Genomic DNA, 20,285 nt, shown 5'->3' with positions numbered 1-20,285 from the left:
CGAACATATGTTTTATATGCGATACTTCTAGTCCGATTAAGGGCACGGAGTCAATCCTGGCGACAGCACCCTTGCGCGGAGGCGAGATGAACGAAGAGCCCCCTTCCCGCGATCATGTCGGCTCGCTCGAACGCGGCCTTGCCGTCATGGAAATCCTGGCCCGGCATCCGGCGGGCATGACGCTGACCGAAATGGCCGAGGAGGCGGGCCTGACCCGCGCTGGCGCCCGCCGCTTCCTGCTGACCTTGGTTGCCACAGGCTATGCCACACAGGCCGGCCGCGTGTTTTCGCTGTCGCCCCGCCTGCTGACGGTCGCCCGCACCTGGCTCGGCGGTGCCTCCCTGTGGAGCTTTGCCGCCCCCATCATGCGGGCCGTGGCGGCACAACTGAACGAGGCTTGCTCGGCCGCGATCCTGTCGGGCGAGGATGTCGTCTATGTCGCCCGCATTCCCGGCCGCCGTATCCTCAGCGTCTCGCTCGATGTCGGCACGAGGCTGCCGGCCTATTGCACATCGATGGGGCGGATCCTGCTTGCCGGCCTGGCATCAGGGGAATTGGACACATTTCTCGGCCAGGCAACCATCGAGAGGCGAACGCCAAAGACCATCACCGATAAGCGTGCGGTGGCCGGCGCCATTGGCAAGGCGAAGGCGGACGGCTTCGCCATCGTCGACGAGGAGCTGGAGCTCGGCCTGCGCTCCATTGCCGTGCCGATCCGCGACCGGGCGAAACGCACGGTCGCGGCGATCAATGTCTCGACCCAGTCGGCGCGGTTCACCGTCGCCGAGATGGAGCGGGAAATCCTGCCGGCGCTGCTTGGAGCCAGAGAGCGCATCGAGGATTTCTTTGTCGTCTAGATCGCGTCTGGCGACCTCAATGCTTGATCCGGTCCCGCATCGCGTACCATAGCATGCCCAGTACATAGAGCGGCCCACGCAGCGCCGTGCCGCCGGGGAACGGCATGGGCGTGAGCGTCGAGAACAAATCCAGCCGTGAGGCATCGCCGGTGATCGCTTCGGCGAGCAGCTTGCCCGACAGTGTCGACAGGATGACGCCCTTGCCGGAATAGCCATGCGCGAAATAGACCTCGCCATAGTGCCCGACATGCGGCAGCCGCGACGTCGTCACCGAAACCAGGCCGCCCCAGGCATGATCGATGCGGCAGCCCCTAAGCTGCGGAAACGTGCCTTCCATATGCGGCCGCACGAAGCCGGCAATGTCGGCCGGCGGCGACGGCGTGTAGCGCTCGCCGCCGCCGAAAAGCAGGCGGCCATCCGCCGACATGCGGTAGTAATTGACGACGAAGCGTGTATCGGACACCGCGACATTGGCCGGGATGACATTGCGCTTGCCCTCCAGCGGCTCGGTGGCGACGATGTAGTTGCCGACCGGCATGATGCGGCTGTTGACGCGCGGCTCCAGCCCGTGCAGCAGAGCATCACCCGCCAGCACGACATGTTTGGCCCGGACCGAACCCTTTGACGTCGAGACGCGGATGGAAGGCTCACGCTCCAGCTTCACCGCCACCGAATTCTCATGGATGACGACGCCGGCGGCCACGGCCGCGCGGGCAAGGCCGAGCGTGTAGTTCAGCGGGTGCATATGGCCGCCAAGCGGCTCATACATGGCACCGTGATAGGGCGTGTCGACCTTGGCGCGTGCGGCCGTCGCCGACAGGATCTCGACGTCGCGAAATTTCATCACGCTCTCGAGGCATTTGGCCTCTTCTTCCAGATCCTTGAGGTCGGAACCGTTGACCGCGCCGACCAGATGGCCGGTCAGCCTCAGATCGCAATCGATGGCATGGCGCTTGATGATGTCGAGCACCAGGCCGCGCGCCTCGAAGGCGAGGTCGAACAGCACCTTCGCCCGCTCGGGACCGTAGAGCTTGACCAGACCCTTGGCGCCCTTGCGCAGGCCGGGGATCATCTGGCCGCCATTGCGCCCTGAAGCCCCCCAACCGATCTTGCCGCCTTCGAGCAGCACCACCTTCAGGCCGAGCTCGGCGGCATGCAAGGCGGCGGACAGCCCGGTGCAGCCGCCGCCGACGACCACCAGGTCGGCCTCGACATCGCCGGCGAGCGCCGGATGGTCCGGCGCCGGATTGGCGGTAGCGACATAGTAGGATTTGCCGATATCGAGACCGGAATTGAAGCCTGTTGAAGATGCCAAGATCACACCTTCAGCAGCAGATGGTCGCGTTCCCAGCTCGTCACCACGCTCTGGAACAGGTCGAGCTCGACGCTCTTGACGCGCAGATAGGTCTGGAAGAAATCCTCGCCGAGCAGTTTGCGGACCGGATCGCAAGCCTCGAAACGATCGAGCGCCTCCTCCATGGTCTTCGGCAGCGTGCTCTTGATCTTGTAGGCATTGCCCGACGCCTCGGCCGAGCGCGCCAGCTTCTGCTCGACGCCGAGATAGCCGGCGAGCAGCGAACCGGCGATCGCCAGATAGGGATTGGAATCGGCGCCCGGCAAGCGGTTCTCCACCCGTCGCGCCGCGCGCCCTCCGGCCGGCACGCGCAGGCCGCAGGACCGGTTGTCATGCGACCATTCGATGTTGGCCGGCGCGCTGTGGTTGGGTCTTATGCGGCGGAACGAGTTCACATTGGGCGCGAACAGCGGCATGATTTCAGGGATATATTTCTGCAAGCCGCCGACGAAATGGCCGAACATCTCGGTGTCGGCATCATCCGCTGCGGCAAACAGCGCGTTGCCCGCCTCGTCGACGACGGACATGTGCAGATGCATCGAGCTGCCGGCCTGCGCGGCGATCGGCTTGGCCATGAAGGTCGCATGCATGCCGCATTGCTGCGCGGCCTGGCGCGTCAATCGCTTGAACAAAAGCACCTGGTCGGCCAGTGGCAGCGCGTCGCCATGCAGGAGATTGATCTCCAGCTGCGCCGTGCCCGATTCATGGATCAACGTGTCGAGCGGCAGCCCGGCGGCCGCGGCATACTCATAGACGCGCCGGATCACCGGCTCGAACTCCTCGAGCGCCGCCATGTCATAGGGATGCTGCACGGTCTCGGTGCGGCCATTGGCGCCGACCGGCGCGGTCAGGGGCCTGTCCGGATCGGGATTGTACGCGGTCAGATAGAACTCGACCTCCGGCGCCACCACGGCCCGCCAGCCACGCTGGCGGTAGAGATCGAGCACGGCGCGCAGCACATGGCGCGGCGAGGCCATCCATGGCCTGCCGTCCATATGGAAGGCGTCGGCGAAGACATAGGCCTTCCCCGCCCCAGCGCCGGGCGCCAAGCAGAGCGTGGAAACGTCAGGCACCATGCGCATGTCCGGGTCCGAATAGGCAAAACCCTCGTCGATCGAGCCGGAATAGCGGCCGTCGATGCTGACCAAGAAGGCGCTGCTTGGCAGATAGAGCGCGCGGTCTTCCAGCGCCTTGAGGAATTTTGCCGTCGGCAGTGCCTTGCCGCGCAGCACGCCGTTCATGTCGGGCACCAGGCATTCGACCTCGTTGATGCCGTGCTGGGCCAGCCAGGCCTTGGGGTCGTTGATCGCGGTATTCGTGTTCTTGTCGAGCATTTCGTTCACGTCCGTATCAGGGAGAGTATGGCTTGGGCGGCCACGTCCGTTCCGGGTTTCAGCGCCATCTGGGCTGCATTGTCCCTCAGGCGGGCGCGCATGGCGGCATCGGCCAGCAGGCCGAGAATGGCTCTCTCCAATACTCCTTCGGTCCAGCCGTCACGGCCGATATGGTCGCCGGTACCGGTCTCTTCGGCGCGGCGCGCATTGTCGTGTCCGTCCCAGCAATAGGGCATGATCAGCGACGGCACGCCGAAGCGCAGCGCCTCGCAAAAGCTGTTGTTGCCGCCATGGTGGATGAACAGGTCGGACTTCGCCACCACCGAAGGCTGCGGAAACCAGGCGTCGAGATAGACATTGTCCGGCACCGCGCGATAGGCGTCGCGCAGGCCGCCGGCATTGACGATGAAACGCGCCGGCAGCCTGTCGAAGACGGCGAGCATGCGCTCGATCAGCCCGACATCCATGGCGCCGAGGCTGCCGAAGCTGACATAGACCAGCGGTCCGCCATTGCGCGGGAAGACCGGCACCTCGAACGGTCCTTCCGATCGCACACAGCCTTCGAGATAGACGAAGCGGGCCGGATCGAGCGGCTCGGCACGCTCGCGGCGCACGATCGTCGGCGTCAGCAGCAGATTGAGGTGGGGCGAGCTTTCAAGGAACAGGCCCTTCGGCAACGGCGCCAGGCCGGCGTCCACGCGAAAGCGATTGAAGCGGTCATGCGCGGGCGCGGAGGCCGAGAGATAGCGGGCCTCGAACGCCGCGCGTTGCGGGTCATCGGCTCCGAGGCCGGATAGGTAGGGTGGCACCCGGGCGTCGGGCAGCTCCGTCTCGGCGCAGGAGACGACACGCACCCAGGGGCAGCCGGCGGCGGCGATCGCCGGGAACATGATGACATTGTCGAGCACCACCGCGTCGGGCTTCAGCCGCGCCAGCAATTGGCGCAGCGGCCCCTCTGCATTGACCGCCGTATCGACGATCGCTTGCCAGGTCGGCGCGACATAGGTTTCGAGCTGGTCGATCGGGCTGAGCCTGAAATGCGGCAGGTGCCGGCGCACGAAGGCCTGCCAGTAGCTCTGGCGCTCGCTGTCGCTCAGCGGCTCGTCGGTCGGCAGCTGGTATTCCTGGAAACCATAGTCGGCAAAGACGCCGGAGAAGCCCGCATGGCAGATGAAGACCGGCCGGGCGCCCTTGGCCCGCAACGCCTGCGCGATGCCGACGCAATTCAGCGCCGCCCCGAAACTGGCTTCGGGAAACAGCGCGATGGTCGGGCTGGCTTTACGCGTCAATTAATCCTCTTCATTCCGGCCGGCTGATCATGCCGAACAGCGCGGGGGCGCCGCGGCTGGCCGCCTGCGGTCGCTGGTTGCGGGAGAGCCGCAGGTGGATGCGAAGCAGATCTGCAGCCACCTCATACTGCCGGCTTTCGAGATGGTCGAGTATGTTCAGGTGTTCCAGCAAGGATTGCCGGAGCCGGAAGACGTTGACGCCGCCATAGAGGCCCGGCAGCCGGCGCAGCCTGAGGTGATCGGCCAGCGCGTCGGCGACGAAGCGATTGGCGCAGCCCTCGGCGATCATGCTGTGAAAATCTATATCCAGCCGCTGGAACTCGCGCGTGTCGAACGCGGCATCCGGCAGCGCCGATAGCGCGTCCATGCCTTGGCGCAGGGCCGCAGCCCGCGCGCCGTCCAGCCGGAAGCCCGGCGTCAGGATCGCCACGGGCTCCAGCACCAGGCGGAATTCATAGCTTTCGCCTTGCGCCTCCGGATCGTCGGGCGTGCGGCGGAACAGCCATGACTGGCCGGGCGCACGGTCCAGAAGATTCTCTTCTGTCAGTTTATTAAGCGCTTTTAGTACCGTCTTCCTCTCGGCGCTGTAGCGTCGCATCAACGCCGCGGCGGTCACCGTCTGGTCCAGCCTGCGCGCCGAGCGGTCGCGCAGGATAGCCTCGGCCAGCTCGTCCTCCTCCGCGCTGGGAAGCTCGGTGGCAATGGCCGGCTGCGCGGCGAGGTCGACCGCCAGGTGGTAACCGGTATCGGCCTCCCAGCGCACGACGCCCCGCTCCGCCAGCAGGCTGAGTGCCGCCCGCACCGGCGTGCGCGAGACATTGCACAGCGAAGCGATCTGCTGCTCGGGCAGGCGCGCGCCGGGTTCGAAGCCGCGCTGCCGCGCCACGTCCAGGATGCGCTGCGCCAGATCGAGATGGTTGGTGCGAGGTCGTCGGGCTGCGGCTTGCATGACTGGTCTCGGCGGACGGATGGGATCTTACTGGTTTGGCCGATCGCCGGGACAAGCGCAATCGGCCAGATTCCTCGGTCGGTTGGCAAATTATGGATTGACGTACTTTTTTCTGCAATAGTACTGTCAGCGCAATCGGCGATAAAAAGACCGAGGGAACAGGATCGAGGGCAGCGGCATGGGTCGCGACCGGTCCAGCACAGAATTCGACGATCAACCGGAATGGGAGTCTGCCATGACCGCTACCAGCCCGCGGCGCCGTGCGCTCAAGGTTTCTTCAATCGCTGTCGGCCTTGCCCTGGCGCTGTCCGCACCGGCAATGGCCGCCGGCCTCGTCATCTCCAACTGGGACGGCTACATGGCGCCCGATGCCATGGCCGCCTTCAAGACCGCGACCGGCGTCTCCGGCGAGGTCGTGGTGCACGCCACCAATGAAGAGATCATGGGCAAGCTCATCGCCGCCGGCGGCAAGGGCTATGACGTGGTCTTCGTGTCCTCGCCCTTCGCCGAAGTGCTGAACAAGCTCGGCCTGACCGAGCCGATGGACCACGCCAAGGTCCCCAACCTCGCCAACCTCTATCCCGAAGCAACGAAACTGCCGCACGATGTCGGCAACACTTTCTCGGTGCCGTACACCTGGGGCACGACCGGCCTCTGCTACCGCTCCGACCTCGTCAAGGCGGCGCCAACGAGTTGGAGCGACCTGCTCGCCCCTTCCGACGAGCTGAAGGGCAAGACCACCATGCTGGCGACCGATCGCTGGCTGCTGGCTGCCGGCCAGCTCGACAAGGGCTTTTCCGTCAACGAGACCGATCCGGCCAAGATGGCCGAGGTCAAGGACCTGCTGATCTCGGCCAAGAAGACCCTGCTCGCCTATGACGACACCACCTTCTATTCCAAGCTGGTTTCGGGCGAAGCGCTGATGGTGCAGGCCTGGGACGGTTGGTGCAATTACGGCATCGCCGAAAAGCCGGAGATCAAATACGTCATCCCGAAGGAAGGTTCCGACCTCTGGGTCGACACGATGGTGGTGATGAAGGCATCCGAGCACAAGGACGACGCCTTCAAGTTCATCAACTTCATGCTCGACGCCAAGAACCACGCCTGGGCGGCGCAGAACATCGACTACAAGGTGCCGAACAAGCCGGCGATGGAAAGCCTGCCGGCCGACTTCCTGGCCAAATTCCCCAACATGGCGATGCCGGTGGCCGACCTCGTCAAGTTCGAACAGCTGCGCGACGTCGGCGAGGCCCAGCGCGACTATTCCAAGATCGTCAGCGAGATCAAGGCCGCCCAGTAGGCGGCACGGATATCACGGCCGGCAGCGCCTCGGCTGCCGGCCCTGAGCGGTACCTTAAATTGTCCCAGACCCGACTTCGCTCCTCCCTGCTGATGGCCCCGGCGCTGGTCTGGCTGACCGCGCTGATGGTGGTCCCGTGCGCGCTGGTGCTGGCGCTCGCCTTCTTCCGGCGCGGCATCTATGGCGGCATCGACTACACCTTCACGCTGGAGAATTTCGGGCTGGTCTTTGACCCGCTCTATGCCGGCATCTTCCTCAAATCGGCGCGCATCGCCGGCAGCGCCACCCTGATCGCCGTGGTGATCGGCTATGCCGCCGCCTATGCCATTGCCGCGGCACCGCGCCGGTGGCAGCCGGTGTTCCTGTTCTTCGCCGTGCTGCCGTTCTGGTCCAACTACCTGATCCGCACCTATGCCTGGATCGTGCTGCTCAACCGCGAAGGCCTGATCACGCAACTGCTGCGGTGGTTGGGCTACACCGGCGAGCCGCCGTCGATGCTCTATACCGAAGGCGCCGTCATCGCCGGCTTGGTCTACAACTATTTGCCCTTCGTCATCCTCGCCTGCTACGCGCCTTTGTCCCGGCTCAACCCGGAGCTTGCCGAAGCCTCACGTGATCTCGGCGCCTCGGCCGCCACCACCTTTCGCCGTGTCGTCCTGCCGCTGACCGTGCCCGGCATCGCCGCCGGCGCGGTCTTCGTCTTCGTGCTGTCGATCGGCAATTTCGTCACCCCGGCGCTGCTCGGCGGCGGCCGCTTCCAGATGATCGGCAATCTCGTCTACGACCAGTTCCTGACCGCCAATGACTGGCCCTTCGGCGCGGCACTCGCCATGGCGCTGATCGCCATCATGCTGCTGGTGCTGATGGCGCAAGCACTGGCCGCCGACCGCGCCTCGGGGCGGGCGGCCGAGGCCAAAGGTAATGCCGATGGCTGAGCGTTCCCCAGCCACGCGGCGCACGCTCTGGCTCGTGCTCGGCCTCGTCTTTGCCTTCCTCTATATCCCGATCGGCGTGCTGGTGGCACTGTCCTTCAACGAAGGCGGGCTGCCGACGGCATGGTCGGGCTTTTCGCTGAAATGGTATCTTTCGCTGGCCAACAACTCCGCGATCCTTTCCGCCGCGCTCAACACGCTGATCGTGGCGCTGGTTTCCACCGCCATCGCCACACTGCTCGGCACGCTGCTGGCGATCGGCGTCGAGATGCGCCGGCAATATGGCAAGGGCCTGGAAGCGCTGATCTTCGCGCCGATGATCATTCCCGACATCGTGCTGGCGATCGCGCTGCTGTCGTTCTTTTCCATGCTCAACCTGACCATGGGGCTGCACACCATCATCCTCGCCCATGTCGTCTTCAATCTCGCCTTCGTCTGCTCGGTGGTGCGTGCCCGGCTGAAGAGTTTCGACTGGTCGATCGTCGAGGCCTCCGCCGACCTCGGCGCCTCCGCCGTAACCACGTTCCAGCGCGTGACCTTGCCGGTCATCCTGCCGGCGGTGATCGCCGGCGCGCTGCTTGCTTTCACGCTTTCGGTTGACGAGTTCATCATCGCCTTCTTCACATCCGGCGCCGGCCGTGCCTCGACCACGCTGCCGATGCAGATCTACGCCATGATCCGCTTCGGCATCACGCCGGAGATCAATGCGCTGGCAACCATCGTCATGGCTGTCTCCATCACCGCGTTGACCCTGTCGCAGCGGCTCAATCGAGGGATTATCGGCCAATGAGCGAACCGCGCACGCTGCTGGCCATCGACCATGTGTCGAAGAAATTCGGCCGCGTCACCGCCGTCGACGGCATCTCGCTCGATATCCGGGAGAACGAGTTCTTCGCGCTGCTTGGGCCCTCCGGCTGCGGCAAGACCACGCTTCTGCGCATGCTGGCCGGCTTCGAGACGCCGACCGACGGACGCATCCTGCTCGACGGCAAGGACATCGCCAGGACGCCGCCCAACAAGCGGCCGGTCAATCTGATGTTCCAGTCCTACGCGCTGTTCCCACATATGAGCGTGCGCGCCAATGTCTCCTACGGGCTGGAGATGGAGCGTTTGCCGGCTAAAGAAATCCGCTCACGCGTCGACGCCATCCTGGCGACCACCGAACTCGTCCCGTTCGCCGACCGCAAGCCTGAGCAATTGTCCGGCGGCCAGAAGCAGCGCGTCGCGCTCGCCCGTGCCCTGGTCAAGTGCCCCCGGCTGCTGCTGCTCGACGAGCCGCTCGGCGCGCTCGACAAGAAACTGCGCGGTGCCATGCAGCTGGAGCTGAAGCGCCTGCAGCACGAGGTCGGCATCACCTTCGTCATCGTCACCCACGACCAGGAAGAATCGCTTGTCATGGCCGACCGCATGGCGGTGCTGAAAGACGGCAGGCTGCTGCAATGCGACACGCCGCACGCGATCTATGAACATCCCGCGGACCGCTTCGTCGCCGACTTCATCGGCGTGATGAATTTCGTGCCCGGCAAGGCCGCCGCCGATGGCGTGGTCGCTGCAAACGGCGCGCGCATCACGGGCAAGGTCCCCGCCACACTTTCACCTGGCGCATCGGCGGTTGCCTCGGTGCGGCCCGAACGCATCCGATTGTTCCCGTCAGCCGAGACCGCCAACCGCACGACCGGCACGGTCGAGGCGCTGGCCTATCACGGACTCGACCTGCAGCTGCATGTCCGCACGCCTTTGTCGCCAAAGCCGTTCATGGTGCGCGTCACCGCGGATGCCGCCGACCGCAGGCCTGTCGCATCAGGCGACCAGCTCGAACTCGGCTGGGACGCCGCCGACGTCAGAATTTTTGAGGAATAGAGGAGAAGCCTGATGGCGCAGAAGACGATCGCGTTTTTTCCCGAAGCCGCCTACGGCCCGGCGCTCAATTCCGTCGGCATCGCGCAAGCCGTCGAGGCGCGCGGCCACAAGGCTGTGTTCCTGTCGGACCCCGGCTTTGTCGAGGTCTACAGGGGCTACGGTTTCGAGGCGCATCCGGTGAACCTCTCCGAACCGATGCCGCCCGAGCAGATGGCCAAGTTCTGGGAGGATTTCATCAACGGCCACATCCCGAACTTCCGCAAGTCGCCCTACGACCAGGTCGACAACTATGTGAAGGATTGCTGGACCGCGATCGTCGACAGCGCCAAATGGGCCCAGAAGGATCTACCGGGCGTGCTTGCCGCCATCAAGCCCGACGTGATCTGCGTCGACAACGTCATCCTGTTCCCGGCGATAAAGCAGTTCGGCAAACCATGGGTACGCGTCATCTCCTGCTCGGAAAACGAGATCGAGGACGAGGACATCCCGCCGCATCTCTCCGGCTGCGGTGAGAATGACCACGCCGGGCACCAGCGCTACCGCGATCACTTCAACGCGGTGATCAAGCCGATCCATGACGACTTCAATGCCTTTCTCACAGCCAACAACGAAGCGACCTATCCGGTCGGCCAGTTCTTCGAGGCGTCGCCCTATCTGAACCTGCTGCTCTATCCCGAGGCCGCGAAATTCAAGCGCCGCCATCCGCTCGACCCGGCGCAATTCCAGTATCTCGAAGGCTGCGTGCGGCAAGAGAAGCCCTATGCGGTACCCACCTTCGCGAAGAACAATGATGGCCCGCTGCTCTATGTCTCTTTCGGCAGCCTCGGGGCCGGCGATGTCGATTTGCTGAAGCGCATCATCGCAACGCTAGGCAAGACGCGCTACCGCGCGCTGGTCAATGTCGGCGGCTACAAGGACCAGTACACAGACGTTCCCGGCAACGTCATCGTCGAGAGCTGGTTCCCGCAGCCTTCGGTCATCCCGCAGGTTGACGCCGTCATCCATCACGGCGGCAACAACTCGTTCACCGAATGCCTCTATTTCGGCAAGCCGGCAATCATCATGCCCTATGTCTGGGACGGCCACGACAACGCCACCCGGGTCGAGGAAACCGGCCACGGCTTCGGCATGCCGCGCTACGACTGGAGCGATGCCGAGCTGATCGCGAAGATCGAGACCTGCCTGACCGATCCCAGGATGAAGGCGAGGCTGGCGAAGACGTCGGCACAGATGCACGCGCAGAACGGGCCGGAAAAGGCGGCTGGGTTGCTGGAGGCGCTGCTGTGACCTCTTCCGCCCCACACCTCCACCACGCCTCCACCCGCACCGACCTCGTCGACTGGGGCACCCAGCCCGATGCACTGGAAGGCGCCTCGCATTCCACCGGCAGGCTGGTGCACAAGGGTCCGAACAACCAGCCGGAATCCGGCATCTGGGTGTGCACGCCGGGCCGTTGGCGGCTCTCGATCCCGCGCGATGAATTGTGCCATTTCGTCGCCGGCCGCGCGACCTACCGATCGGATGTCGGTGAAGTGATAGAAGTGTCGACCGGGACCGTGGTCATGTTTCCCGCCGGCTGGACAGGCGAATGCACCGTGCATGAGACCATGCGCAACGTCTACATGCTGGCCTGACCGAGGAGCTGACATGCCGACACCGCACTGGCCAAAGGCCTCAACCGTGGAACTGGACGACTGGGGCGCGGGCAGCAATACGCTTGCCGGCGCGCCGCGCGCCTCCGGCAAGATCCTGTCGCGGAACCCGGACGGATCGAGCGAATGCGGCCTGTGGTCATGCACGCCGGGCACCCGCAAGGTCACCTTCGCCGCCGACGAGTTCTGCCACTTCCTGTCGGGTCACGGCAGCTATGTCCATGAGAATGGGGAGCAAATTCCGGTCGAGGCCGGCACGCTCGTGTTCTTCCCCGCCGGCTGGACCGGCATCTCCATCATCACGCAAACGCTGACCAAGGCCTTCATGTGCCGGTGAGCCCATTTCAAGGAAATCGATATGACCACACCCATCATGCAATCCCCCTTGGCCATCGCCGACCTCGTCGACTGGGGCATCATCCCGACCATGATCGAGGGGCAATCCCACACCTCGGGTAAATTGCTGCACAAAGGGCCCGAGGGCCGCTCCGAGTGCGGCCTGTGGGTCTGCACCCCTGGCAAATGGCACTGCCACGTTACCCGCGACGAGTTCTGCCACTTCCTCGAAGGCCGCTGCACCTACGTGCATGAATCCGGCGAGGTGATCGAGATCGAGCCGGACACGGCGGCCTTCTTTCCGCAGGACTGGAAGGGCGTCTGCACCGTCCATGAGACCATCAAGAAGGTCTACATGATCCGCTGAGCCTCGGCAGGGCGAATCCTCAAAAAAGGCTCCACGCGTGGAGAAGGATAAGAATGCATTTCTCCCCTGACCAGCCGACTTTCTTCGTCAATCCGGGCTACCGGCCGATGGCTGGCGCAAGCAAACCGGTGATCGACCCGGCCACGCTTGAAACGGTTGGCGCCATCACCGCGGCCAGCGACGACGAAATCGACGCCGTGCTCACTGCCGCAACCACGGCGCAGGTTAGCTGGAAAAAACTCGACGCCAAGAGCCGAGCCAGGCATCTGCATGCCGTCGCCAATGCCATCGAGGCGGCGGATTTCACCCGCTGCGCCGAACTGATGGTGCGAGAGATGGGCAAGCCCTATCCCGAAGCCATCGGCGAGATCGCCAATTGCGCGCCGATCTTCCGCTACTATGCCGAGATGGCGCGCGACGACGCCGGCAAGGTCGCCGGCACGACGCAGGCCGGCTCCTTCCAATATGCGCGCTACGAGCCCTATGGCGTCTCCGTCCACATCATGCCCTACAATTTTCCGATCCTGCTGATGTGCTGGACGGTGGCCGCCTCGCTTGCCGCGGGGAATGCCTGCATCATCAAGCCGGCCGAGGCGACGACGCTGTCGACGCTGGACTATATGGCCGTGTTCCGCTCGCTGCCGGAAGGCCTTGTCTCCTGCCTGCCGGGCGGCGCGGTCACCGCGCAGGCACTGATCACTTCGGACCGCACCCATGCGGTTGCCTTCACCGGCTCGGTCGCCGCCGGCAAGGCGGTCGCGGTGGCCTGCGCCGAGCGCATGAAACCTTGCGTCATCGAGGCGGGCGGCAGCGATCCGCTGATCATCAGCGAACATGCCCCGCTCGAGGTCGCGGCCGCCGGCAGTGTCACCGCCGCCTTCCACCTCACCGGCCAGGTCTGCACCTCGGCCGAGCGTTTCTTCGTCGTCGACGCCGTGCACGACCGCTTTGTCGAATTGTTCGCCGAGAGGACACGCGCGCTGCGCATCGGTAACGGCATGGACAAGACCGAGATCGGGCCGCTGGTCAGCGAGAGTGCGCGGGCCAAGGTGATGCGGTTGGTCGATGACGCCATTGCACACGGAGCGAAGGCCGTCACCGGCGGGCGCATCCCGCCAGCGCACAACACGGGCTGGTTCTACGAACCGACGATCCTGACCGGCGTCACCCCTGACATGGCGATCGTGCGCGAGGAATGTTTCGGGCCGGTCGCCGCCATCTGCCGGGTGAAGGATTTCGACGAGGCGATCCGGCTTGCCAATGACAGCCCGTTCGGGCTCGGCGCCTCGGTGTTCACGACAGACCTCGCCGAGGCGCATGAGGCGGCCGAGCGGCTCGAAGCCGGCATGGTCTGGGTCAACAACCCGCTGATCGACAATGACGCCTTGCCCTTCGGTGGCTGGAAGGCATCAGGCCTTGGCCGCGAGCTTGGACGCCAGGGGCTCGATGCCTTCCGCCGTTCCAAGATGGTCATCATCGATCACAAGCCCGAAATCCAGGGCTGGTGGTATCCCTACCCGGACAGCTGGTTCCGCGAGACAGGCGGCCGCAAGCATGTGTGAGAAATGCAGCACGGCACAGCCGCGCTGCTCCGACGGCTCATGCCTCGATTGCTTCCACCAAGGCGCGCGAGACCGAGGCAATCGTCGCATTGCGCTTGGCCAGACTCTGCTTGGTGCCGGTCAGGTAGACCGACATCAGAACCGGATTGCCTGACATCGGCCAGATGACCGCCGCGTCATTGGTGCTGCCATGCTCGCCGGTGCCAGTCTTGTCGCCGCATTTCCAGCCTTTCGGCAGTCCTGCCCTGATGCGGTCGTCGCCGGTCTTGTTGGCCGCCAGCCAGTCGACAAGCTGCACCCGGCTCTTTTGCGACAGGCTGTCGCCGAGAGCGAGGCGCTCGTAATCCTCGATCATGGCTAGCGGCGAGGTCGTATCGCGGGGGTCGCCCGGCACGGATTCGTTCAGCTCCGGCTCGATCCGGTCGAGCCTGGTCACCGTGTCGCCGATCGAGCGCAGATAAGCGGTCAGTTGCGGCGGTCCGCCAAAGGAGGCCAGCAGCAGATTGGCCGCGCCATTGTCACTGACCGTCACCGCGGCCTCGCAAAGCTGCGCCACCGTCATTGCGCCGCCGGCATGGTTCTTGGTCGTTGGCGAGTTCGCGACAACGGCGTCATGCGGCACCTCTATGCTGCGGTCGAGCTGCTCGACGCCGCCGTCGACGCGATGCAGGATGAGCGCCGCGGCCAGCGTCTTGAAGGTGCTGCACATCGGAAACAGCTCGTTCTCGCGATAACCGAACTGAACCGCCGTTCCTGCGATCCGGCAGGCCACACCAAGCCGGCCGCCGCTTTTCGCTTCGATCCGCCTTATTTTCGGCAAGACCCCATCAAATTTTGTCGGGCTTGTTGCCGCCTTCGCCACCGCGCCAAGCGTGATGGGCGCCGTCAAAACCACTGCGAGACCACCAATGAAACTGCGTCTGCTCGTCATGTCCACACTCTCTGTTGCCCCGCGCCGCAGAACTGGACCGGATCCGACGCCATCGCAAACAAGTAAACGTCGCCTCCGCCATAAGAAAAATTAGGGCTGCACCCGATGAAGCGATCGCATCTTCCGCTGAACGGCTTGCGCGCCTTCGAGGCCGCCGCACGGCATCTCAGCTTCACCGGCGCCGGCCTCGAACTGCGCGTCACCCAGGCCGCCATCAGCCATCAGGTCAAGGGCCTTGAAGAGGTGCTTGGCGTCCGGCTCTTCCGCCGGCTGCCGCACGGGCTGACCTTAAGCGATGAAGGCGAAGCCTTGCTGCCGGTGCTGAGCGACGCCTTCAACAGGATTAGCATCACGCTCGACCGTTTCGAGGGCGGCCGCTTCCACGACATCGTCACCGTCGGCGTCGTCGGCACCTTCGCCTCGGGCTGGCTGATCCCACGATTAGCGCTGTTCCACCAGGCCTATCCGGACATCGAACTGCGCATCTCGACCAACAACAACCGGGTCAACCTCGCCGCCGACGGCCTCGACTTCGCCATCCGCTTCGGCGACGGCTCCTGGCAAGGGACGGACAACACGCCGCTGATGTCAGGCTCGTTCTCGCCTGCTTGCGCGCCCGACATAGCCGCGCGCCTGCGCGACCCCTCCGATCTCGCCCGCGAAACGCTGCTCTGCTCCTACCGGGAGGACGAGTGGCTGCGCTGGTTCGAGGCGGCGGGGCGCCATTGCCCACCGATCAAGGGCATCGTCTTCGATTCCTCCGTCACCATGGCCAACGCCGCCGTCCAGGGCGCCGGCGTGGCGCTGCTGCCGGTCTCGATGTTCAGCCGCGAGTTTGGTTGCGGCCAGCTGGTACAGCCCTTCGGCAGCACGGTCGATGTCGGCCGCTACTGGCTGTCGGCAAGACGCAGGCGGCAGAACTCGCAGGCGATGACGACCTTCGCGGACTGGCTAACGGCGCAAACACTGCGATCAGCCGATGCTCTCGCCGCCGTCGATCACCAGCGCCTGGCCGGTCATGAAGGATGACCGGTCGGAGACGAGGAACAGGATCGCCTCCGCTATCTCTTCCGCACTCGCCCAGCGGCCCATCGGGATCTTGGTGCGGACATAGGTTTCGATCGCCTCGCGTCCGCCCATCTGGGCGATGAACGGCTCGTTGAACGGCGTGTCGACCCAGCCCGGGCAGAGCGCGTTGACGCGCACATTATGCCGGGCATAGTCGAGCGACATTTGCCGCGTCATCGCCACCACCGCATGTTTCGACGTAGCGTAGGCGATCATCTCGCGGTCGTAGAAGACACCCGAATTCGAGGCAGTGTTGAGGATGACGCCGCCGCCTTGCGCGATCATCGACGGCATGACGATCCTCGCCGCCAGGAATTGCGCCCGCACATTGACCCTCCACGAGGCATCCATGCCGTCGGTTCCGACCTCGGTCAGCGTACCGCCGACCTGGATGCCGGCGTGATTATGCAGGATGTCGATGCGACCATGCCTTTGGAGCGTGCCGGCAAGGAGCTGCTCGACATCCGCGTCATCCGAAACGTCGGCGGCAATTGCCTCGGCACTGCCGCCCGCCGCGCGGATATCCGAGGCTGTCGCCTCGCCGCCGGCCTGGTCCCTGTCGGCGATGACGACCGTCGCGCCTTCCCTGGCCATGATCATGGCGCCGGCGCGGCCGATGCCGGAACCCGCGCCTGTCACCACGGCGATGCGGTCTTTGAGGATCATGATGCGGCTTTCAGTTGGACGGCTTGCGCTGGCGCAACTGCCATTGGGCAAGCACCACGAGCAGCACGGAGGCGACGAGCACGATCGTCGCGATGGCGTTGATTTCCGGAGTCACGCCGCGCCGGATCGAGGCGAACACATAGATCGGCAGCGTCGTCTGCGCGCCGGCGACGAAGAAGGCGATGATGAAATCGTCGAAGGAAAAGGTGAAGGCGAGCAGGAAGCCGGCGACCACCGCCGGCATGATCTGCGGCAGCACGATCGAGCGGAACGTCGTCAGCGGCGTCGCGTAGAGATCGCTGGAGGCCTCGACCAGGTTGCGGTCGAGACTGCCGAGCCGCGTGCCGACGATCATCGTCACCAGCGCCATCGAGAACAGGCCATGCGCGGCGATGATCGAACCATAGCCGAGCGACAGGCGCGGCGGCTGATCGTCAGGCCAGATCGAGGCGAGGAACGGATTGACGAAGGCGAACAGCTGGACGAGCGCGACCAGCGTCGAGATGCCGATGACGACGCCGGGAACCACGATCGCGGCACCCAGCAGCGCGTCGAAGACAGCCCGGGTTCTGATTCCGACACGCGCGAGGCCCAGCGCCGCCGCGGTGCCGAACACAGCCGCCAGCAGGGCACTGGTGGTGGCGATGAACAGGCTGTTCTTCAGCGCTTCGACCAGGAACGGGTTCGACAGCGCCGTGCCGTACCACTGCACCGAAAAACCGGTGAACTCGCTGGCATGGCGGCCGGCATTGAAGGAGAACAGCACGACCAGCGCGATCGGCAGATAGAGGAAACCGAAAACGGCAATGACGAAGGCGCGCATCAGATCAGGTCCACCCGGCGGGCGCCCGAGACGCGGGTCGAGATGCGGTTGGCCACGATCAGCACCACCACCGAAACCAGCACCAGCGTGATGGCGATGGCCGATCCGAACGGCCAGTTGCGCGACTGCAGGAACAGGTCGACCAGCGCATTGCCGATGAAGAACACCTTGCCACCGCCAAGCAGCGTCGGAATCAGATACTCGCCGAGCAGCAGGATCATCACCAGCGAGAAGCCGGTCATCACGCCCGGCAGCGAGAGTTTCAGAGTCACGCCGAGGAAGGTCGACAGCGGCGTCGCGCCGAGATCGGCGGAAGCTTCCAGGAGCCTTCGGTCGAGCCGCTCGAGGCTGACATAGATCGGCAGGATCATCAGCGGCAGATAGCCGTAGACGATGCCGAGCAGGACGGCGCCCGGCGTGTTGATCAGCCTGACATCCTCGATGCCGACAAAGGCGAGCAGCGCCGGGATACCGCGTCCGCCCAGAATGTACATCCAGGCATAGGTCCGCATCAAAAGGCTGGTCCAGAACGGAATGACGACCAGCGCCAGCAGGATCAGCCGCCAGCGCTGCGGCGCCTGCAGGGCGAGATAATAGGCGACCGGATAGGCGACGAGCAGACAGGCCAGCGCGCCCACCGGGGCCAGCACCATCGTGTTCCAGAAGGCCGTCGCCCGCGCCGGAAGGTTGGCATATTGCGCGAAGGTGAAGGCCGCCTGATAGCCGCCTTCCGGTGCCCGCTCGCCGACGCTGAAAACGGCAATGGCGATGAACGGCAGCACCAGGAATACCACCAGCCACGCCGTTGCCGGGGCAAGCAGCAAGGCGGTCAGGAAATTATGACGAAATCTGTTGCCGTACATCTGGAACCGCCCCGATACCGGCAGGCATGTGCCCGCCGGTCAATTGTCCCCGTCAGGCCGACCCTCAGGCCGACTTGAAGCGCGCCATCAGTTCGGCGCGGCCCGGATCGGTCAGCGTTGCCGCGGCGCCGAACTCCAGCGGCGTCAACAGGTCGGCCGCCGGATAGAGGATCGGATTGTCGAGCACTTCCTTGGGCAGCAGCTTGTTGACGCGAGCATCGGTCGAGGGCGCGCCGTTGGCAAGGTGCTCCTTCACCGCGACCTGCGGGTTCATCAGATAGTTGAGCAGTGCATAGCCGGCCGGCTTGTTCGGCGCGTCCTTCGGGATGGCGTAGAAGTCGGTCCAGATCTCGCCGCCCTCCTTGCCCAGCACATAGGCGATCTCGGGAATGTCGCGATGCAACTGCGCGCCGTCATTGGTCCAGCACATCGTCATCCAGGCGTCGCCCGCGCGCATGCCCGGCTGATAGTCGGAGGAGACCGCGAACAGATGCGGCTTGACCTTCAGCAGCAGCTCCTCCGCCTTGGCAAGTTCGTCCTGCTTGAGCGAGTTGAACGAATAGCCGTAATATTTCAGCGCATTGCCGATCGTGGTCAGCTGGTAGTCGTGCACCATGGTGCGGCTGTCGCCCTCGGCCATCGCCGTGTCCCAGAACTCCTTCCAGCTCGTCATCGGCTTGGTCAGCTTCTTGGTGTTGACGGCGAAACCTGTCGTGCCCCAGTTCTTCGGCACGGCGTAGATCACCTTGTCGATCGTGCCCTCCGAGGTGAAGCGCGGGTCTTCCTGCGTACCGTCGAAATTCGGCAGTTTCGCCATGTCGAGCGGCTCGATGATGCCGAGCTTCTTGTAGGTCGAGATCGTGTAATTGGTCGGCACGAACAGGCTCCAGCCAGAGGCGCCGGCCTGCAGCTTGGCCAGCATCTCCTCATTGGAGCCGAACACGTTGACCTCGACGGCGACGCCGGTGTCCTTCTTGAAGTTCTCGAAGGTCTGCGGATCATGGTAGTTGGGGCCTTCGCTCGGCTGTTCGAACCCGCCGATCATGCGCAGGCACGTTGTCTTGCCGCAGCCGGACGGCCCGAGCAGGGCGACAAAGGCGGAGGGCGGGACAGAGAGATCAATGCCGCTGACCGCGGTCACCGCGCCATAGCGCTTCGTGACGCCGCGAAACTCGATGTCGGGCACTGCGGTCAAAGGCTGCGGGCTCCAGCGACAGGGCTATTTCCGAACGCTACCAGAGCCAATGGCCGCTAGTATATACCTCGCAGGTGGTATATCTGATCTATTTTCGCGTTTAAGGGGGTAGGGATTGAGTGCGTCCCGCAGCGACGAATACAGCCGGCTCGCCGCCCTCGTCGCGGCGACGCGGGAGACGAGCGGCGACCTGTTCGGCAAGGCGATGGTCGATTGGCTGCGCCAGCATGTCAGCTTCGATCACTGCGTGGTCTTCGGCTATCGCGGCGCCTCGCGCCCGCCATTGCTGTTCGAAACCTTCTCGCCGGCCGAAAGCCATGTCTTCGTCGCGCTCTACCAGGAAGGGCCCTATCTGCTCGATCCGTTCCACCACGCTGCGGTCGAGCGCAAGGAAGGGTTCTGGCGCATGCGCGAGCTGGCGCCGGACCGCTTCTATGCCAGCGAGTATTTTCGCTCCTATTACAGCCAGACCAGGCTGGCCGAGGAGGTTGGCTTCTTCGTGCCGCTGCCGGGCAAGGACGCGCTTGTGCTGTCGCTGATGCGGCTGCGCGCTTCAGGCCCGTTCGGCACCGCGGACGCCAGGCTGCTGCGCGACATGGCGCCGGCCGTGATCAGCTTCATCAGGTTGCGCTGGCCTGCCCTTCCCGTCGACGAGCCGGCTGAAGCCAGGCAAGATGAGACGATCGCCGCGGTCAACGAGTTCGACCGTGCCCATATCTGGAAGAGCCTGTCGCTGACGCCGCGCGAAAAGCATGTGGTCGACCTGGTGCTGCAGGGCCATTCGACGGAATCGATCGCGAGAGCCATGCGCATCGTGCCGGGAACCGTGAAGGTCCACCGCCGCAACATCTACCGCAAGCTCAAGATCAAGTCGCAGGCCGGCCTGTTCGCCCGCTTCGTCGAAATCATCGACGCACGGATTCGATAACCGCCACATCCCTCAGCGG

At 64.6% G+C, this 20,285-nt stretch carries 21 protein-coding genes; 12 read left to right on the top strand and 9 right to left on the bottom strand.

Going from position 1 to position 20,285, the window contains the following annotated elements:
• The first annotated feature begins 86 nt into the window (after positions 1-86).
• Complete coding sequence (locus tag EB231_RS05730) at positions 87-857, top strand: IclR family transcriptional regulator domain-containing protein (RefSeq protein ID WP_172347974.1); 771 nt, start codon at positions 87-89, stop codon at positions 855-857.
• 16 nt (positions 858-873) lie between these two features.
• On the opposite strand, the gene EB231_RS05725 is transcribed toward EB231_RS05730, so the two are convergent.
• From EB231_RS05725 to EB231_RS05710, 4 genes are read right to left on the bottom strand one after another with little or no spacing between them, the layout of a single operon-like run.
• A complete protein-coding gene (locus EB231_RS05725; RefSeq protein WP_172347973.1) occupies positions 874-2,172 on the bottom strand; it encodes an NAD(P)/FAD-dependent oxidoreductase in 1,299 nt (432 codons plus the stop codon).
• Between the two features lie 2 nt (positions 2,173-2,174).
• Complete coding sequence (locus EB231_RS05720) at positions 2,175-3,545, bottom strand: glutamine synthetase family protein (protein ID WP_172352821.1); 1,371 nt, start codon at positions 3,543-3,545, stop codon at positions 2,175-2,177.
• A gap of 5 nt (positions 3,546-3,550) precedes the next feature.
• Positions 3,551-4,834, bottom strand: coding sequence for a nucleotide disphospho-sugar-binding domain-containing protein (locus tag EB231_RS05715; protein WP_172347972.1), 1,284 nt, complete (start codon positions 4,832-4,834; stop codon positions 3,551-3,553).
• A gap of 10 nt (positions 4,835-4,844) precedes the next feature.
• Complete coding sequence (locus EB231_RS05710; protein ID WP_172347971.1) at positions 4,845-5,783, bottom strand: GntR family transcriptional regulator; 939 nt, start codon at positions 5,781-5,783, stop codon at positions 4,845-4,847.
• Between the two features lie 235 nt (positions 5,784-6,018).
• Here EB231_RS05710 and EB231_RS05705 point away from each other — a divergent pair, with 235 nt between their 5' ends.
• From EB231_RS05705 to EB231_RS05665, 9 genes are all read left to right on the top strand, one after another.
• Entirely contained in the window at positions 6,019-7,083 is a 1,065-nt protein-coding gene (locus EB231_RS05705; protein ID WP_172347970.1) for a polyamine ABC transporter substrate-binding protein, read from the top strand.
• 92 nt (positions 7,084-7,175) lie between these two features.
• Positions 7,176-8,018, top strand: a complete 843-nt coding sequence (locus EB231_RS05700) for an ABC transporter permease (RefSeq protein ID WP_172352820.1) — start codon at positions 7,176-7,178, stop codon at positions 8,016-8,018.
• On the top strand, positions 8,011-8,805 hold the full coding sequence (locus EB231_RS05695; protein WP_172347969.1) for an ABC transporter permease: 795 nt from the start codon (positions 8,011-8,013) through the stop codon (positions 8,803-8,805). The genes EB231_RS05700 and EB231_RS05695 overlap by 8 nt, the downstream gene beginning before the upstream one ends.
• On the top strand, positions 8,802-9,875 hold the full coding sequence (locus EB231_RS05690; RefSeq protein ID WP_172347968.1) for an ABC transporter ATP-binding protein: 1,074 nt from the start codon (positions 8,802-8,804) through the stop codon (positions 9,873-9,875). Before EB231_RS05695 ends, EB231_RS05690 begins: the two co-directional genes overlap by 4 nt.
• Before the next feature lie 12 nt (positions 9,876-9,887).
• Positions 9,888-11,162, top strand: coding sequence for a glycosyltransferase (locus tag EB231_RS05685; RefSeq protein ID WP_172347967.1), 1,275 nt, complete (start codon positions 9,888-9,890; stop codon positions 11,160-11,162).
• The gene (locus EB231_RS05680; protein ID WP_172347966.1) at positions 11,159-11,509 is read left to right on the top strand and encodes a cupin domain-containing protein; all 351 of its coding nucleotides are present in this window, start codon (positions 11,159-11,161) and stop codon (positions 11,507-11,509) included. Before EB231_RS05685 ends, EB231_RS05680 begins: the two co-directional genes overlap by 4 nt.
• A gap of 13 nt (positions 11,510-11,522) precedes the next feature.
• Entirely contained in the window at positions 11,523-11,864 is a 342-nt protein-coding gene (locus tag EB231_RS05675; protein ID WP_172347965.1) for a cupin domain-containing protein, read from the top strand.
• A gap of 21 nt (positions 11,865-11,885) precedes the next feature.
• A complete protein-coding gene (locus EB231_RS05670) occupies positions 11,886-12,230 on the top strand; it encodes a cupin domain-containing protein (RefSeq protein WP_172347964.1) in 345 nt (114 codons plus the stop codon).
• A 53-nt stretch (positions 12,231-12,283) separates the two neighbouring features.
• Complete coding sequence (locus tag EB231_RS05665) at positions 12,284-13,792, top strand: aldehyde dehydrogenase family protein (protein WP_172347963.1); 1,509 nt, start codon at positions 12,284-12,286, stop codon at positions 13,790-13,792.
• Between the two features lie 37 nt (positions 13,793-13,829).
• Here the strand turns inward: EB231_RS05665 and bla are convergent, their stop codons facing one another.
• Entirely contained in the window at positions 13,830-14,723 is an 894-nt protein-coding gene (bla, locus tag EB231_RS05660; RefSeq protein ID WP_172347962.1) for a class A beta-lactamase, read from the bottom strand.
• 105 nt (positions 14,724-14,828) lie between these two features.
• Between bla and EB231_RS05655 the strand changes: the two genes are divergently transcribed.
• Positions 14,829-15,752, top strand: a complete 924-nt coding sequence (locus EB231_RS05655) for a LysR family transcriptional regulator (protein WP_172347961.1) — start codon at positions 14,829-14,831, stop codon at positions 15,750-15,752.
• On the opposite strand, the gene EB231_RS05650 is transcribed toward EB231_RS05655, so the two are convergent.
• The 4 genes from EB231_RS05650 to EB231_RS05635 form a co-directional block, all read right to left on the bottom strand.
• Complete coding sequence (locus EB231_RS05650; RefSeq protein WP_172347960.1) at positions 15,696-16,457, bottom strand: SDR family NAD(P)-dependent oxidoreductase; 762 nt, start codon at positions 16,455-16,457, stop codon at positions 15,696-15,698. The two genes, EB231_RS05655 and EB231_RS05650, sit on opposite strands and share 57 nt — an antisense overlap.
• Before the next feature lie 10 nt (positions 16,458-16,467).
• Positions 16,468-17,280: an ABC transporter permease gene (locus EB231_RS05645; protein WP_172347959.1), complete on the bottom strand. Its 813-nt coding sequence runs from the start codon at positions 17,278-17,280 to the stop codon at positions 16,468-16,470.
• The gene (locus tag EB231_RS05640) at positions 17,280-18,143 is read right to left on the bottom strand and encodes an ABC transporter permease (RefSeq protein WP_172347958.1); all 864 of its coding nucleotides are present in this window, start codon (positions 18,141-18,143) and stop codon (positions 17,280-17,282) included. Before EB231_RS05640 ends, EB231_RS05645 begins: the two co-directional genes overlap by 1 nt.
• 64 nt (positions 18,144-18,207) lie before the next feature.
• Positions 18,208-19,284 (bottom strand): extracellular solute-binding protein, encoded by a 1,077-nt coding sequence (locus EB231_RS05635; protein WP_445299313.1) that lies wholly within the window; start codon positions 19,282-19,284, stop codon positions 18,208-18,210.
• 169 nt (positions 19,285-19,453) lie between these two features.
• On the opposite strand from EB231_RS05635, the gene EB231_RS05625 reads away from it, so the two are divergent.
• On the top strand, positions 19,454-20,266 hold the full coding sequence (locus EB231_RS05625; protein ID WP_172347957.1) for a helix-turn-helix transcriptional regulator: 813 nt from the start codon (positions 19,454-19,456) through the stop codon (positions 20,264-20,266).
• The last annotated feature ends 19 nt before the right edge of the window (positions 20,267-20,285 follow it).

The organism is Mesorhizobium sp. NZP2298 (assembly GCF_013170825.1).
Taxonomy (GTDB): Bacteria; Pseudomonadota; Alphaproteobacteria; order Rhizobiales; family Rhizobiaceae; genus Mesorhizobium.
Note: the sequence above shows the minus strand (reverse complement) of the source record. Positions and strands in the feature narration are given on the sequence as shown.

Bases quoted from the DNA above. Each gene is read 5' to 3' on its own strand.
- EB231_RS05730 (WP_172347974.1), top strand. From the start codon at position 87: ATGAACGAAGAGCCCCCTTCCCGCGATCATGTCGGCTCGCTCGAACGC.
- EB231_RS05720 (WP_172352821.1), bottom strand. From the start codon at position 3,545: ATGCTCGACAAGAACACGAATACCGCGATCAACGACCCCAAGGCCTGG.
- EB231_RS05710 (WP_172347971.1), bottom strand. From the start codon at position 5,783: ATGCAAGCCGCAGCCCGACGACCTCGCACCAACCATCTCGATCTGGCG.
- EB231_RS05705 (WP_172347970.1), top strand. From the start codon at position 6,019: ATGACCGCTACCAGCCCGCGGCGCCGTGCGCTCAAGGTTTCTTCAATC.
- EB231_RS05700 (WP_172352820.1), top strand. From the start codon at position 7,176: ATGGCCCCGGCGCTGGTCTGGCTGACCGCGCTGATGGTGGTCCCGTGC.
- EB231_RS05695 (WP_172347969.1), top strand. From the start codon at position 8,011: ATGGCTGAGCGTTCCCCAGCCACGCGGCGCACGCTCTGGCTCGTGCTC.
- EB231_RS05690 (WP_172347968.1), top strand. From the start codon at position 8,802: ATGAGCGAACCGCGCACGCTGCTGGCCATCGACCATGTGTCGAAGAAA.
- EB231_RS05685 (WP_172347967.1), top strand. From the start codon at position 9,888: ATGGCGCAGAAGACGATCGCGTTTTTTCCCGAAGCCGCCTACGGCCCG.
- EB231_RS05675 (WP_172347965.1), top strand. From the start codon at position 11,523: ATGCCGACACCGCACTGGCCAAAGGCCTCAACCGTGGAACTGGACGAC.
- EB231_RS05670 (WP_172347964.1), top strand. From the start codon at position 11,886: ATGACCACACCCATCATGCAATCCCCCTTGGCCATCGCCGACCTCGTC.
- EB231_RS05665 (WP_172347963.1), top strand. From the start codon at position 12,284: ATGCATTTCTCCCCTGACCAGCCGACTTTCTTCGTCAATCCGGGCTAC.
- bla (WP_172347962.1), bottom strand. From the start codon at position 14,723: ATGACGAGCAGACGCAGTTTCATTGGTGGTCTCGCAGTGGTTTTGACG.
- EB231_RS05655 (WP_172347961.1), top strand. From the start codon at position 14,829: ATGAAGCGATCGCATCTTCCGCTGAACGGCTTGCGCGCCTTCGAGGCC.
- EB231_RS05650 (WP_172347960.1), bottom strand. From the start codon at position 16,457: ATGATCCTCAAAGACCGCATCGCCGTGGTGACAGGCGCGGGTTCCGGC.
- EB231_RS05645 (WP_172347959.1), bottom strand. From the start codon at position 17,280: ATGCGCGCCTTCGTCATTGCCGTTTTCGGTTTCCTCTATCTGCCGATC.
- EB231_RS05640 (WP_172347958.1), bottom strand. From the start codon at position 18,143: ATGTACGGCAACAGATTTCGTCATAATTTCCTGACCGCCTTGCTGCTT.